Source organism: Marinicella sediminis (assembly GCF_002000055.1).
Classification (GTDB): domain Bacteria; phylum Pseudomonadota; class Gammaproteobacteria; order Xanthomonadales; family Marinicellaceae; genus Marinicella; species Marinicella sediminis.
Map to the genome: position 1 here is coordinate 1 of NZ_MVBD01000009.1, position 17459 is coordinate 17459.

The 17459-nt window shown below is 48.0% G+C and carries 3 protein-coding genes; all 3 read left to right on the plus strand.

Going from position 1 to position 17459, the window contains the following annotated elements; all coding sequences use genetic code 11:
• Nucleotides 1-1139: 1139 nt before the first annotated feature.
• The 3 genes from B0475_RS12565 to B0475_RS12575 are packed head-to-tail and all read left to right on the plus strand — an operon-like array spanning nt 1140 to nt 17451.
• Complete coding sequence (locus tag B0475_RS12565) at nt 1140-14603, plus strand: beta-propeller fold lactonase family protein (protein ID WP_198538257.1); 13464 nt, start codon at nt 1140-1142, stop codon at nt 14601-14603.
• On the plus strand, nt 14603-15604 hold the full coding sequence (locus tag B0475_RS12570; RefSeq protein WP_077412223.1) for a peptidylprolyl isomerase: 1002 nt from the start codon (nt 14603-14605) through the stop codon (nt 15602-15604). Before B0475_RS12565 ends, B0475_RS12570 begins: the two co-directional genes overlap by 1 nt.
• Before the next feature lie 2 nt (nt 15605-15606).
• Nucleotides 15607-17451 carry a hypothetical protein gene (locus B0475_RS12575; RefSeq protein WP_157892935.1) on the plus strand — a complete coding sequence of 615 codons (1845 nt, stop codon included), beginning with the start codon at nt 15607-15609 and terminating at the stop codon, nt 17449-17451.
• The last annotated feature ends 8 nt before the right edge of the window (nt 17452-17459 follow it).

Below are 17459 nucleotides of genomic sequence, written 5' to 3' on the forward strand. Positions count from 1 at the left end.
GTTGAGTATGGTATCGGCAACCGACTGCAGGTCATTGGTGTCATAAGGCAAATCAGCCAGTGCGTGATAGGCTTTATCAATGTGTAGGCTGGCTTGATTGCGTGCTTCATCAAGACCCAGTAAACCAGGATAGGTCGATTTGTTGTGGTTTAAAGTAACAGTGTTTAAAGGAATGATCTTGGGATTTCATTCACTTTTGTTCCTGACAAAAGTGAAAGCCGACTCTACGGATGGAGGAGTTAGGGTCTCGTCTGGAACAGAGACCGAGGCCACGGCGATCATATCGTGCAATTAAGCGCGCGACGCTCTGATTCGCTTTCGCTAACGGCTTATCGATCATTCCATTATAGCTTCTTGACTTCGTCAAACCGCCATATCTGTATGATCTGCCTAACCAAGTCAGCGGGTCGAGCTGATCATCAGCTCTCCTAAGTATGTTCTGGCACTGTAATTACAATTCTTGAATTAATTCTCCATAAAAAATTTGTTTCAGGAAAATTTATATACAACAGGCATACTGCATGATGGTCTTGTTTTTTTATTAATCTGACTTGTGCTCTGGCGGCACATCGTTTTAATCGTTTCCAGTCAAAGGAAGAAGCTTGGGTAATGCGCAAAACAGTGTATTTTCACCTGGTAGTCAGTGAATTTAGTCTGCTTTCAAAAAAAACATTCATAAATCATTAAATACTTTAAGAATATCTAACATCATATTGATATACAATGGTTTAATTATTAGAAATACTCCATTTTTTCAACGTCAAATCAAGCTGTATTAACGCAATATTAATTTTGTCTTTTACATTGAGGGGGCAGTTGAATAAAATGATTATTGTGATCGTTATGAATAAATAATGAGCGGGGGGGGAAATTCAGTCAGAAATTCTGATTGAAAAAGTGAAGGATTGCGTATGTGAAATACAATCAGATTGGTTGACTCTGCCTTAAATTCGTTCGGGACAAAACAGCATTTTGTTTAAAACAATTAAAAAGAGATCAACATGACACCAGTCAAGAACACGGTAAATTTTTTCTTCACCCTTTTTCTCATCACAACATGGCCTGTTTCTTCATTAATAGCGGCTACGGTCACAGCTGATATTACCAGCTCACCTGCTGACTTTACACCCGGTGAGACAGTGGCTGGTAACAGTTATGTGTTTACCATTTCACAAGATGAAACCGGTACCCTCAACAGCGTTGATCTTTCAGGCACTTTTTCCAGCAATTCCATTGTAGATTTTAATTGGTCATGTAGTGGCGCAGGATCCTCAGTTTGTGTGCCTGCTTCAGGATCTGGCGTGACATCACTGAGTACTGTTATTTCACTGGATGGAACCAATGCTGTGACAATTTCAGTGTCTGATGTTGAGTATCGTGCCAGCTTCTTCAACAACACAACTTTTACAGCCAACGTATTCAGTGTGGGCGGTGGTAATTCAGCCGTTGACGACTCAGTAACCATCACCAGGGCTTCAAGCAGTGACATCAACATGACAGTCACCAATGCGCCTACCACTTATACCCCGGGAACCACTGGCAGTTATGTTTTTACCGTATCCAATGACGGTGGTCCAAGTGATGCACAAAATCTCCAATTCAGCGACGTTATTCCTGCTGGTATGACAATCACAAGTTGGTCTTGTAGCGCTGACACAGGTAGCAGTTGCAGCGGTTCAGGTGGCAGTAACAACAACGTGAATCCTACATTACAACTGGATGTGAATGATCAGGCAACAATCACAGTAAATGCTTCATATCAAAGTTCTGCCACTGCTGACCCATTGCAATACAGTGGAAGCATCACTTTTGGTGATGCCAATATGACTGACCCTGATGACACATCACCAATCACTGTCAGTGATTCCAATGATTGGGCGCCTGTTTCTACACTGCAGGTTACCGTCAATACGGATACCATTTCTGAAACCGATTATACGCCAGGTGCCACAGAAGTTTACAATGTGGTTGTCACCAACACCGGTCCCAGTGATGTCAGTGGCATAACGATCGTCGATAACAATCTATCGGTCTATGAATCAATCAGCTGGACCTGTGATGACAGCAATGCAGGTGCTACTTGTGGTGCTGCCAGTGGTGCAGGCCGGTTGAATACCACAGCCAATCTGGCCGATGGTGCCAGCATTACATATGCAGTCAGCGTGACTTATGAATCAGGTACCACCACGGATCCACTGATCTATGAAGTTGACGTCACCAACCCCAATACCCATACACCTTCAACTGGCGTAAGCGGTTCTAAATCACTGGACAGGGATCCTTTTTCCGTCTTTGTATTGAGCCTGACTGACAGCCAATCCAGCTACACCCCTGGAACCACAGGGCGAACGTATACTGCAGTATTGACTAACAATGGTCCAACAGATGCTCTGGGTGTGGCAATCAGTGACAACATGCTGAGCGAGTTTGAATCAATCAACTGGACTTGTACTCCATCCTCGAACGACAGTTCATGTGCCAACTCCACTGGGACCTCTGATTTAAGCACAACCGTTGATGTGGTTAAAGATGACAACATCACCTTTAACATCACCGTGGATTATTTTTCCAGCGCTGTGGCCAATCCATTGGTTTACACGGTATCTGCGGCAAATCCTAATAATGCACTGAATCCAACATCCAGCAATTCTGACAGTGATACATTGGCCAGACAGGTTAACTTGTCTATCAGTAAAACCGGTAAAGCAGGAAACCTGGTTCCCAATGAACCATTCACTTACAGCATCATTGTCACCAATGATGGTCCCAGTGACCTTGGTGCTGCTGTGGATGCACAGGGAGTGCCCACAGAAGAAGGTGTGAGACTGGTCGATGACCTGGACGATACCCTGATCAATGACCCCAATCCGCAAAACTGCCAGGCAGGCAGCACCACGCCTTGCTGGAAATACTGTGAAAGTGATCAGGGCATTAAGGACACTGATATTTCTCCAACCAATTGTCCGGGAAACATTGACATCGCCACAGGTGCAGGGTCACTGTTGGATGTGCCTATTCGTTTGTCTGCCGGAAGCAGCAGTGAGATCGTCATATATGCCCGGGTCTCTGACAGCACCGGGTCCAACTGTAACACCACTCCAGCATTTCCAGGCACCAACGAATTGTGTAATGAGGCCAGTATTTCAATTGTTGAGACTGCCACCACCACCAATGTGGGTTCCTCACCACTCACTGATGATCACACCAATGTGATTGTCATAGGAACTGATTTAGTGGTCAGCAAAACCGATAACCAAACCCAGCTGTCCCCCGGTGAGACCAATACCTATGAAGTGGTGGTTCGCAATGATGGTTTCATCAATGTGGAAGGCGTCAGCGTAACTGATGTTCTGCCTCTGTTTCCCAACCAGGCGGCTGGATTCGTTCCAGGCAGCATTTCATGGTTCTGTGAAACCAGTGACGCAGGTGCTTGTTGTAATACCCAAAGTACTGCCTGTGGTCTCAGTCAACCCACTTCGACAACCAACAGTGATGTGTTGAATGCCATTATTGACCTGGACTCACAAACTGAAGTGACTTTTACCATCACAGGTACCGTCGACAATGACTCCACAGGCACGTTGTCCAACAGTGCCAGTGCGGTTTTGCCAGCAGGAATTGAAGAAGCCAATGACACCAATAACCTCAATGTCACTGACACCACTTCACTGTCAGCCAATACAGACATATCCCTGAGTAAAACCCTGGTGTCAGCAACTCCCACCAATTCCGGAGCGCCTGATTTTAATGAGTTTGTTAACCTGCTTTATCAGGTTGAGGTCACCAATAATGGACCTTCCAGTGCATCTGCAGTGACGGTCAGTGATTTACTTGATTCACCCAAACTCAATCTGTCAACTGCCAGTTGGGACTGTCAGATTATTGGCACAGGTTCTTGTGCAACACCTGGCCCTGTCAATGGCAGCGCCTTATCTGCACAGGTTGATCTGGGCGTGGGTTCACGTGCAGTATTCAATGTTGCCATCTCTACTGAAGTGGGTGCGGAAGGAAAAGTCGTTAATGTGGCCAGTGCCACGGCAACTGGATTTGATCCGGTCAACATCAACAACAGTGACAGTGTTGAATATTCATTGACTGGCTCTGCTGAATTAACCATCGATAATGATGATGCCAGGACCACAGCCATACCTGGAGAGCCCATCAATTACACCGTACGGGTGGTAAATGAGGGTCCGGATAATGTATTTGGAGCCACAGTGGAAAACATTTTTCCACCACAATTGCAGGATGTGAACTGGACTTGTAGCGCGGTTTCACCCATCCCGGGAGATTTAACATTTTTCCAACGTTCAGATCAGAGCGCGGCCGGTGCGGTGTTGAGTATCAGCCCGGATGGCAACCATGTCTATGTGGCTGCACCTGACACCGATGATGCCGGTGTATTGACTGCCAAATTGTTGGCCTATTCCAGAAACACACTGATTGGGGGGGACTTTGGTCAGATTCAATTAATTCAGAGTCTGGAGCAGGGCACAGGTGGTATTGACGGATTAGAGAAGCCACAAGCCATGGTGATGGATGACCAGGGGCGATTTGTTTATGTGCTGTCAGATATTTACAGCGGTTCAGCAAGTACCAAAGCGATTGCTGTGTTTGGCCGTGATACCAATGGTTTATCTTCGGGGTTTGGTGAGTTAACTTACCTGGGGTTGATGACAGATGTACCGTCCACTCCGGTTGATTTACAGATCAGTCCTGATCAGAAGCACCTGTATGTTTCAGGCAGTGGAGTGATTAAACGCTACGACCGGGATTCGGGAACAGGTTTATTGACCTTTGTTGAAGATTTCTCATTGAGTGATGCTGGCCAGATGGTATTTGCTGATTCTGGTACTGACTTGTATGTCAGTGAACTCAGTGGTGATACAGTGCATTACCTGTCCCGTGAAGACGATGAATCATCCGCTGATTTTGGTGATTTAACCGCTGCAGGAACAGTCGCTGATAACTCCATTGGAGGGGTAAGCGATTTGATCATCAGTGCTGATCAAAGGCAATTGTATCTGGCTTCAGCCAGCAACAATCGTTTGGTGGTATTGAACCGCAACATCAGCACCAGTGCATTGACTTTTGTGATTGCTTATGACGATACCGGATTGGGCCTGAACATCACGGAAACCTTGGTTGGGCTGGATACCCTGGACATCAGCAACGATGGTGAACACCTGGTTGTTGGCAATCCTGTGGATGATTCGGTGCTGGTTTTAACCAGAAACAGTCAGGGTTTACTGAACAAACAGGAAGAACAGTCTGTGCCTGGATTACAGGGAGTGTCTGATGTGGCGTTCACTGCCGATGGCCTGCATGTATTGACCACCGCCGCCGGAGCGGGTGGTAAGTCGCTTACTGTCTTCAATCGTCGTCAGCCAGATCCTTTGTTTTCTTACATGGAAACTGAATTCAATGGTGTCAATGATTTGAACGACACCGGTGGAACAGTAGATGGCATGCTTGGCGCCAGTGCCGTGGCTGTGAGCACCGATGGAAATCATGTGTATGTGACCGGCCTGGGCAGTGATTCAGTGGTGCAGTTCCGTCGGGATAAAACCAAAGGCAGCACATCAGCGACCCGTAATGAACACCTGACATATGAAAACACTTACACCGACGGTGTAGGAGTGATCACAGGACTGAATGATCCTGATTCCATTGCCATTTCACCCAATGGCGAATTTGTTTATGTGGGCAGCTCTGACTCAGCCACCCTGACGGTCTTCACCAGAGACCTCAGTGGTGATTTGACTTATGTAACGACTTACAACCATGTGAGTAATCAAATTGATGGGCTGCTGGGTATATCCGACATCCTGATTAATGCGTCCAGCCAGCACCTGTATGTGGCCGGTCGTTTTGAAGCATCTGTGGTTCAATACCTGATCAATGGCACCAATGGAACACTCACCCTGGTTGATTCTGTGGCCAATGGTGATGTGGGAGTGTCAGGCATGGCCGGTGCCCGTTCATTGTCATTCAGCCCTGACGAAGATCAGATTTATGTGGCCAGCAGCATTGATGACAGTCTGGTGGTGTTGAACAGAAACCTCAATGGAGGTGCCATCAACTTCATTCAGCGCAATGCATTTGCCGGTGATCAACCAATGGATGTGGTGGCCAGTCCGGATGGAGCTCATGTATACGTGGTTTCTGCCAATGATCATCGCCTGTCGGTTTTCCAGCGAGAAGATAACCCCAGCAGTACCCAATACGGTCAGGTAAGCCTCAGGCAAACCTATGAAGATGGAGTCAATGGTTTTAATTACCTGCAGGGTGCCCGTGCCATCGACATCAGTTCCCAGGGTGATAAACTCTATCTGGGTGCAGAATACGATCATGCCATCACAGTCTTGGACAGGGATCAGAACAGCAACAGCAACAGCTTTGGGTTACTGTCGGTTCTTGAAGTACAGATCGATGAGGTCAATGGTGTGGCAGGTTTAGAGCAACTGTATGATCTGGTGGTGACCAATGACACCCGTCACGTGTATGCAGCGGGATTCGCTGATCACGCACTGACCGGATTCGTGCTTGGCTCAGGTTCATCATGTAGTGCACAAGGCACGGGCAACATCAGTGATGTGGTGGATGTTGGCAGCAATGGCACATTGACGTATTCGATCAATGCCATGATCCGTTCAAATGCCAACGGCCAGTTGACCACACAAGCCAGCATCATTCCACCGGAAAACTTTGTGTTCAATAACAATCTGGATGCGTGTGGAACAGCCAGCACCGCCGATGCCTGTGATCAGGACACCACGAACCTGATCCCCGAATATGATTTATCCATCAGTAAAACAGACTCACGTATTTCAGCGGTACCTGGGCAGGCAGTGACCTATGAAATACTGGTGTCAAATAATGGGCCAAGTGATGCCATTTCAAGTGCAACTGAAACCATTCAGGTGCTGGATATCCTTAATAGCGGCTTTGATCAGGGGTCCATAAACTGGACCTGTCAGGCATCCGGATCTGGTTCTTTGGGCTTTGCACAAGTGGTCAAACAGGGTGTGTTGGGTATAGATGGCCTGACCGGTGTTGCGGCTGTTGAGTATGTTGCTGATTTGGCCGGGCTAGGACCCCATGTGGTAACGGCCAGTGTACTTGATGACAGTGTAGGCTTTTATGCCATTGATCAGTTAACTGGTTTGTTAAGCCAGCAATTGGTGGTCTCTACTGGTTCAGGTGGGTTATTGGATGGTGCCAGAGATTTGGTGGTGATCGATGCTGATATTTATGTGGCCAGTCAGGTGGATGATGCCCTGGTGGCCTTGAAAGCCACCAATCAGGCAGGCAGCCTGGCTGTATCATTGGTCGACAATTATGATTTTTCTGATGGCATCAGTGGTTTGAATCAGGCCGTGAACCTGGTTGTTTCCAGTGATGGTACGTCGCTTTATGTTGCAGGTGCCAATGACAATTCAGTGGTGATTTTTGATCGCTCAGTTGCCAATGGGACCTTGACATATAACAGCACCTTGTTCGAAGACCCGGCTGATACCATACAACAAACCATCAAAGGTTTAAGCGGGGTCAATGCACTGGCCATTGCAGCTGATGGACGAACACTTTATACCAGTGGGGTTAATCAGGCCAACCTGGGTGTGTATAAACGCAGCCTGATGGATGGCAGCCTGCAACTGATTGGATTGCTGGATGCCGGAGACATTGGTGAATCAATGTCAGGCATCACTTCGATGTTGGTTTCTGATGATAATAAACAGCTTTATGTGGCCGTGGGTGGCGACAACAAGATTCTGGTGTTTGACAGAGACATCACCAGTGACCCCAATGGCAATGATTATGGATTACTTTCGCTGTCGCAAAGTGTCGAGCAGAATCAGGCGGGTGTGGTCGGTTTGATTTCACCACAGGGCATGGAGGTTTCAGCCGATGGACGACACGTTTACGTCACTGGTGAGCAAGCTGATGCCCTGGTTTGGTTAAGCCGTGACCTGGAAACCGGTGCATTGAGCTTTGGCGGAGTGATCAGTGATGGTGTCAGCCAGACAGATGGTCTGGACGGTGCCATTGATGTGACCATCAGTCCGGATGGCGCGTTCGTATATGCCGCTGGCAGCAATGATCATGCCTTGGTGACTCTGACCCGCAGCGCAGATTCAACTTGTCCGGCTTCAGGTGTTGGCAACATCTCTGCTGCAATGGATACCGAAGGGGTTGAAGTAAACATCGCAGCTAACGGTTTATTGAAATTTACTTTACAGGCCACCGTGGCCAGTGATGCCACCAACACACTGTACAATGAAGCTGGGGTGTTCAGTTGTCCTTCAACCCACACTGGACCGGTTTCAACCTGCGTGGGAGCTGAAGTTGATACGACTAACAACACCGATTCGGACACCAATGAAATCAATGCCAATGCAGACCTTTCGATCACCAAAACCGATGGTGTGGCGCAATACAATGGCTTGCTGGGTGCTCTCAATGTCAGTGGTAATAATGACCATGTTTATGTCGCAGCTGCGCAGGAAAATGCCATCGGTATCTTCAGTCGTAATAATGTTTCGGCACAGCCTGAATTTGGTGATCTTGCTTATGTTAATTCCGTCCTCAATGGGCAAAATGGCGTATCCGGTCTGTTGGGCGTTGCTGATGTGTTGTTATCAGCTGATGGCTTGACGTTGTATGCCGCCGGAGCAGGTGACAATGCAGTCGTTGTATTCAGCAGGAATCCACTGTCAGGTGAACTGACCTTCCTGGAAAAACAAAGCAGCGGTTTGTTTGGCGTTGAAGGTCTTGAAGGTGTAGACGCACTGGCCATCAGTGCTGATGGTGCCCATTTGTATGCCACCGGGCCACTGACAGGATCTGTTTCGGTGTTTGCCATTGACCAGACAGGTGGAGTTAATCAGGGACGTTTAAGCTATCAGCAAAAATTACAAAATGCAGTGGCTGGTGTTGGCGGACTGTCTGCAGTGAGTGACCTGGTGGTTGCTCCGGATAATCAGCATGTGTATGCCATTTCCAACAGTGAAAACAGCATTTCTTTGTTCCTGAGAAATCCCAACAGCAACAGTCCCAGTTTTGGTACCTTGAGCTACCTGAATACCTGGACCAATGGCAATGATGGCATAGGTGGCCTGATTGGCCCCACTGAATTGCTGATTGAATCGGCAGGCCCGGGTGATCATGTATACGTGTTAGGTGCTGCAGCTCAGGCTTTGGTGGTGTTTGCCAGAGATACCGGCACAGGTGCATTGACTTTTGTTGAATTCAAGCAAAACGGTACTTCACAGGTGGCTGGATTGGCCGGAGCCACCGATCTGAATATGTCAGCCGATGGCTTACACCTGTATGTGGCCGGACAGCAACAGGACAGTGTGGTTAAATTTAATCGTGATGTTGTCACTGGTTCTCTTGAGTTTGCTCAGATAGTTCAGCAAGGCGATCCATTGGGATTACCCGGTGAATTTGTTGATGGGCTTGATGGTGCTTCAGGCATATTCCTCTCACCCGATGGTAATCATCAGTACCTGGCGTCCCGCAATGATCATGCTGTGACCACATTCGAAGTCATGCAAGACCCCGGACAGCCTCAGGATGGAATGCTCTCGTATCAACAGTCATTGGTTGATGGTGAGGGTGGCGTTGCACCAGGTTCTATCATCAGTTATGTGATTGTGGCCAGCAACCTCGGCCCCAGTGATGCTGAAAAAGTATTGGTGCAGGATATTTTTCCTGCTGAATTTGAACAAATCTCTTACCAATGCTTCCCGATCAATCAGGCAGCCTGTAACACCAACCTGCAGTCTGGTAATGTCCATGAGTTGGTTGACTTGCCGGCCGGATCCCGGGTTGAGATTCTTGCCACGGGCGTCGTGCGGACTGATGCCACAGGTGTGTTGTCAAATACCGCTACGGTCAGTACGTCAACTGATCCTGCATTTGCGATCAGTGACCCTGATTTAAGTAACAACAGTGCCACAGATGATAATACGTTGCTTTCTCCGGCAGTTGATCTGTTGGTGACTAAAGACAATGGTTCCAATACCGTGATTCCGGGTACCCGTGTCACCTGGGACATCACCGTTTCCAATCAACCGACTGTCAATACCGCCAGTCAGCCATCAGATGCCCTTGGGGTTTGGGTTACTGATGTGGTCCCTGAAGCCGTCAGTAACGTCAATTGGACCTGTCATGCTTTCCCCGAAGTGGGTTTGCTGAATGATGGTGAAGCAGATGACAACAATGACAATAATCTGATTGTCAGTGATTTGTCTGAATACCGTGATCTGGTCATCAGTGACAACGGTTTATTTGCTTACGCTGTTGGCCAAAATGGCCCGGTTTCTGAGTTACTGGTATATGCCAGGGATCAAAGAACGGGGGAATTGTCATTGACTCAAACCATTGCAGCTGATGATGCAGGGGTGAATGGCATGAGTGGTTTGACTGCAGTGACACTCAGTCATGACCAGCAAAACCTGTATGCCGTTTCAAATGTGGATGATTCACTGGTGGTGTTTGACAGAGATACTGCCACCGGCGTATTGGCTTATGCGGCTGTTTTGACCGATGGTGCCGGCGGGGTTAATGGTTTAGGGGGAGCCACTGATGTGATCATTTCTGCCGATGACAAGCACCTGTATGTAGCAGGTCAGCTGGATAATGCCATTGCTGTATTCCAACGCAACCTGGCTGATGGCAGTATGACCTATCTGTCTCATTTACTCGGCATTGATGGCCTGACCGGTGTCAATACCCTGGCATTTGATCAAAGCGGTATGTATTTACTGGCTGTGGCAGATCTCAATCAATCACTGGCTTCTTTTGCCCGGAACAATGCAACGGGTGCATTGAGTGTAATCACGGTGATTCAAGACTTCCAGATCACTGGTACCGTGCTCAATGATGTGAATGATGTATTTGTACTGAACAACCTGGTTTATGTAACTGGTGCCGGCAGCGACGCCCTGGGCATATTTGAATTAAATGACATGGACGGTTCATTGAGTTATCAGCAGTCCATCGCATTGACAGCTGGTGATGCACCAGGGTCAGTGGTGATTTCTGAAAATGGGGCACAACTGTATGTCGCCAATACCGGCGTACCTGAAATTCAGTTGTATCAGCAAATCAATGGTCAATATACACTTTCCGGGCAAACCTACGGCACCACCGACGTTCCTGAGTTGGATGGGCTTAACAGGCTGAGGCAGAATCAACAGCGTGACTTTATCTATGCCCTCAGTGGAGATGATTTGGTGCTCTTTCATGTCGCCAAAGGTTCCAGTTGTGGTGCACAGGGTAATGGCAGCCTCAGTGATGTGGCAGACATCATTTCCGGTGGTTTTGTCACCTACCAGTTATCTGGTGATGTGTTGCCAACAGCGACAGGTCGATTAATCAACTCAGCACAGGCTGTGGTTGCCGGCGATACATTGGAACTCAATCCTGCAGATAACCTGGGTATTGATGATGACTTATTGGTGCCGACCACAGACTTAAGCGTACAGAAATCTGACGGCTTGAATGAAGTGGTTGCCGGAACACCTCTGGAATATGAAATCAATGTCTTCAGTGCCGGTCCCAGCAGTGTATTGGCCAACCTGGAAGACGTGGTTCCGGTATTCCCTGGTGAAAATGCGGGCATGTTAACTGGTTCGATTTTGTGGACCTGTCAGAGTTCTCAGCCCATCCAGTTGAATACCACTTATGATGATGTTCAATATCCTGTGTTGTCTGATGTCTCAGCAATGTTGCTTAATCAGACTGGAGACCGGGTGTACATCACTGGTAAGTCGAACAACCAGTTGAGTGTCTTTGCTCAGGATATCAGTGGTCAGTTAACCCTGCTGAATACAGTCAGTGAGGGTGATGACCTCAATGGCACGGTACTCAGTGAATTCACTGGTATCACAGCGCTGGCGCTCAGTGCAGATGAAAGCCACCTGTATGTTACCGCAGAATCAAGTAACCGCCTGTTTGTGTTTGCGGTTGCTGATAATGGACAACTGGAACAACTGCAATCCATTCAATCGGGTAGCGATGGGGTCATCGGTATGAGTGATCCGGTAGCCATTGAATTAGCGGCTGATGGTCTTGGCGTTTATGTGGCAGCCAGAGGTTCTGATGCCATCACTGTGTTTTCCCGAAATACAGAAACCGGATTGTTGACATTTGTTGAACGGGTGCGGGATGGCTTTGGTACCATCGTACCTGACAGTAATGTGATCATCGGTATCAATGATTTACAAACTTCACCGGATGGTGGTCACTTGTACACCACCGCTGATGGGTCAGATTCGATCGCCATATTTGAGCGTGACTCAGCTACACAACAATTGACCTATGTGGGTGTCATTCGCGGCGGTGATGATCAGGGTGGGCAAACCGTTCCTGGTCTCAATGGGGTCAATGACATGGCATTCAGTCCCAATGGTTTGTTTGCATATTTCCTGACAGCTGATGATCAATCGTTGATCTACTTCAACAGAAACGCCAGTACCGGCGAGTTGAGTTATTTGAATCACCTCACAGATGGCGATGTCGGTGTCGGCCCCTTGCAAAATCCAGCACAGCTGGCTTTATCCAATGATGCCGGCAAGTTACTGGTGGCAGATGCCGCAAGTTCTTCAGTATCTTTGTATGAACGTAATGACACAGATGGGTCACTGACTCTCGAAGATGTTTATTATGACGATCCGGTGACTGGAGGTTTGATGCTTAATCCCAATGGTATTGTGGTAGACAGTACACGCGTCCTGGTCAGCAGCGTGGCTGCCCAGTCTCTGACCACCCTGAGGTTAGTGGCAGATGCCGAGTGTCCAGTCAGTAACGGCACAGGAGATGTGGTCAATGTATCGTATGAAATGAATCCGGGCTCCAGTGCCACTACATTGATTTCAGCAATGGTTCACCCTTCAGCACGTGGTGTTATCAGTAACACTGCGGTGATGAGCCTGCCACCGGGGTCTGAGGACAGTGATACTCAAAATGACACCTCAACTGACCTGACCACCATCACCATTGATACTGATGTTTCCGTGGTCAAAACCGGACCCACAGATGCCATCGCTGGAGAGCGGATCACTTATCAGATTGTATTGGCCAATACCGGTCCGTCTGATGCCTTGGGTGTGCAGTTGACAGACACCCTGGATAATGCCTTGTTAGACGCTCAGTGGACCTGTGTGGCAACTGGCAGGTCTGTGTGTGAGTCAGCCAGTGGTAACGGAGACCTCGATGAGTCGCTGGATGTAACCATTGACGGCACCATCACCTTTGAGGTGGATGTGCTGATAGATCCCGGATTTTTTGGTACGCTTGACAACACCGCAGAGGCTGTGGTTTTTGAAGCTGGGTTCAATACTGACCGTGATTTGTCTAACAACATTTCATCGGTGTCGACTGACGTGACCCAGGTGGCTGATCTGGTCGTCAGTAAAGTCACACTTGGCACTGTAACGGCGGGTTTGGCTGTTGATTATCAAATTGTGGTCAGTAACTCTGGCCCCAGTGATGCTGACAATACCACTGTGACTGATATGGTCCCTGATGAGCTGATCAATGTGACCTGGACTTGTTCAGCAGACCCGGGTGCCAACTGCCAGGCCACAGGTACCGATGATGTGCTGGATGTAATAGATATACCTGTAGGTACCTCAGTGACTTACCTGGTTAACGGCATGCTGCCTTCAGCAGCCACCGGCGATCTCTTCAATGAAGTCACAGTGGCAACCGGAGCACCGGTGACTGATGATGATTTGAGTAACAACACTGCATCAGTGAATGATGTCATCCTGGAAATTGCAGATTTGTCGGTGACCATTGATGACAGCATTGATCCTTATGATCCAGATTCAGCCAACTCCATTCAGTACCTGGTGACATTGAACAATGCGGGCCCTTCAGATGCCAGAACCATTACCACGGATACGGTCATTACCGGTATCACTTCGCAAGTTCAGATTTTTGATTTGATCTCCGATTGTGACTCGCTGTCAAACGGGTTCTCATGTACCACGGACCTGTTGGTTGCCGGAGGCTCATTGGATACGGTGGTTGACCTGAGGTATGCGGCATCGCCACCTGAAACAGTGGTTTTGGAAACCGTGACTAACAGCAGTACAGCCACTGATCCGGACCTGAATAACAACACCGATGTGGAAACCACAGAGCTGATCACCGGCATCGATGTAACCATTCACAAAACCGACAATCTGGAATTTGCTGAGCCAGGTACACCGCTGACGTATCTGATTACAGTGACCAACGAAGGATCCGTTGATGCAGGTGATGTGGTGGTCAATGAACAATTGCCAGCCAGCCTGATCAATGCCAGCTGGACCTGTGAAGGCTTTGCTGGTGCCACATGTATCAACATTGATAGCAACAACGTGACAGGTGGCGCCAATTTGCCGGCTGGCTCACAAGCCGTCTTTACCCTGACCACCCAAATTGATCCACTGTTGGTGGACATGTCAGAAACTGAAGTGGTTAACGTGGTGGATGTACAATTGGTCAGTGGTACCGACTTTAACCTGAACAACAACACCGACACGGATACCAATGTATTGGTGTTCTATATCTTCATAGATGGTTTTGAGGAGGTTGTTGAGTAATGAATAAGTGGTTAATAGTGATTTTGATGCTGGGTTCCGGGTGGGTTGGCTGGTACCTGGCAACCCATTGGCCTGAAAGTGAACAGCAGGATGTCACTGCTGATGTGCTGGCAGTGGTTGGTGATTCAGTGATCACCCGTGATGATTTCATCAGACAAATGAGCCATCGTGGTGGTAACAGGCCCGGGCAGTATCATGAGTTGAAACAAAAAAAGTTCCTGCTTGATTTCATGATCAACCAGCAAGTGATGTTTGATGATGCCGTAGCCAAAGGGTTCCATGAGGATGAATCAGTTCAAAAGATCTACCGCAAAGCGACGGTTGATAAATATCTGGAAGAAGAGCTCAACAAAAAACTTCAGGCACTGGTCGTTACAGATCGGGAAATCAAGCAACATTTTAATAACAACAAAACGGTGTATGAAAAGCCTGCCAGGAAACGGGCGGCCATTATTGCCAAAATCATCCCGGCTGATGTGACTGCAGAAGAAAAACAGCAGATAAAAGATGAACTGGAGGCAATCCGCAATCAGGTGAATGAACTGGATGGCAAAACCAAACATTTTGGCGAATTGGCACTGACCCATTCAGATGACCGCAGCTCGCGATATCAGGGCGGTGTAATTGGTTGGTTTGTAGAAAACCCCAAACGTTCATATAAATGGGATCGAACGGTGATTGAAGCCCTGTTCAGTTTGCCCGAACCCGGGGATGTTTCACCAGTGCTTGAAACCGATGAGGGGCTGTTCCTGGTTAGACTGGTGGCAGCTGAGCAAGTCGAAGAAAAAACCCTGACACAAGTTTCTTCAGGAATCCGGCAGCAACTATTGAAAACCAAACAGGACGCCATGAAGAAGCAATTCATCACCCAGCTTATAGAGGGTGCTGACATAAACATCAACCAACAAATGCTGGCTGACATTGATCCGCTCAATCCAGCAGAAAAAGCCGATGACATCAAACCTCCGGCATTACCCGTTGATAACGGGGGAACACCATGAACATGAGTAATTCACAAACCACCGAACCAACAACCTGGCAATCACAAGAGTCTAAGATGATGAATAACCACACCCCAAATAAAACCCTGGCCAAAGCCAAGATGGCTATGCTGCTGTTGATGCTGAGCTTGCTGACACCTGCCTGGGCAGGCATCGCGCTGGATCAGCAAACCATCACACTACAGCCAGGCTGGAATGCCATTTACGTTGAATTGGAGCCGGTCAATAACCAGATCACAGATGTGTTTTCTGGTGTGCCGGTAGAGAGTGTCTGGCGATGGTTGCCCAAAGACATTGGTCAGGATTTTGTGGTTGATCCGGCAGAGGGTCTGCTCAGTGTGGATGGCTGGTATGGTTATTTCCCAGAGCCCAGGCCAGAGGCTTTTCTGACCAACCTGTTTACCATCTCTGCCAACACCGCCTATTTGGTGAAACTGGACAGTAATACACCACGGGACATCAGCATTTCCGGCAAACCAGTTTTGCGTAAGAAACAATGGGTCACCAATGGGTTCACACTTACCGGGTTTCCATTGGTGGAAGATGCCGAGCCAAGTTTTGCAGATTTTTTTGCCACTTCCACAGCACATGCCAATCAACCGATTTATCGCCTCAGTACAGCCGGTGAGTGGCAATTGGTTGATGATCCTAACCTGACCAGTATGAACGCTGGTGAGGCTTATTGGTTTTATACCGATGGTACGTCCAAATATCAGGGGTTGATTAATGTCACAGTTGAGCAAGGTGAATCGTTGGAATACCGGGCTGCATTCACTGAAATAGACATCATTTTGTCCAACATATCCGATGTCCCCAATTTCATCAGCATCAACCGGGAAGGTGGCAACTCCATGCCCATGAAATTCCTCAACGTGGACCCTGAAACCGGTGAGGAAGCGTGGCCTGATTTACCCAATGTCAAAGTATATGAAGTTCAACCAGGTGAAGACCGGATAGTCACATTGGCGGTGGACCGCACCAGTTTCGTAGAAGAACGAATGGAACAGGTTTTTTCCATCAGCAATGAACAGGGTGGAATTGTCAGGATTCATGCCGGAGCCAATACCATCCAGCCACTGGCCGTACCTGCCAGGCTGGCCAGGTTATTTGGGAATCAATTATCAAGGGGCAGCCAGATGGATGGTTATGCTGGTTTGTGGATGGGCTCTGTCAGGGTCAGGGGCGTCAGTGAAGCCCAAAGAGGTGGTGTCACTCCTGAATCCGTTGGCAAACCATTTGCTTTTCGGGTTTTGATGCATGTCGATGCCACAGGTCAGGTTAAGTTGATCAAGAATGTGGTGCAAATGTGGCAGGATGGCACGTATTCAACCAGTGCCAGTAACCCAGATTATGTTGAAGTGGATGATCCCGGTTATTATGTGTTGCTGACCGATGATTCATTGATTCCAAACTATTCAGGTATCACCCGGCGCGGTGGCCAGTCTGCCGGTATTCGATTCAGTAGCATTGGCTATGATTACAATGGCAATGACATGCTGATGAATGGTGATTTTGCCTTGAATCAGTCAGTCAGTGTCAGTTTGTTGATTGATCCGGAAATGCCAACCAACCCTTTCAGGCATAAGTACCATCCTGATCATGATAACCTCGATCCTCAATTCCTCAATTTCAGACAGGAAGCTTTCCAGGTAACCCGTGAAATGGAATTTTTCTTCAGTCCGAATAATCCAAGTTATCCAGATGTCGCTGACCCACCAGGGTGGGGTGTTGAAGAAATGGGAGGGGTGTTCAGAGAAACACTCATCGGTTTACACAAAAATGCCATATTTGTTGAAGGTGATTTCAGATTGAAACGCATTGCCTCAACTGCAGTGCTCAATCAATAAGGTGAATG

Coding starts and splice junctions, on each gene's coding strand:
- B0475_RS12575 (WP_157892935.1), top strand. CDS start 15,607: ATGAGTAATTCACAAACCACCGAACCAACAACCTGGCAATCACAAGAG.
- B0475_RS12570 (WP_077412223.1), top strand. CDS start 14,603: ATGAATAAGTGGTTAATAGTGATTTTGATGCTGGGTTCCGGGTGGGTT.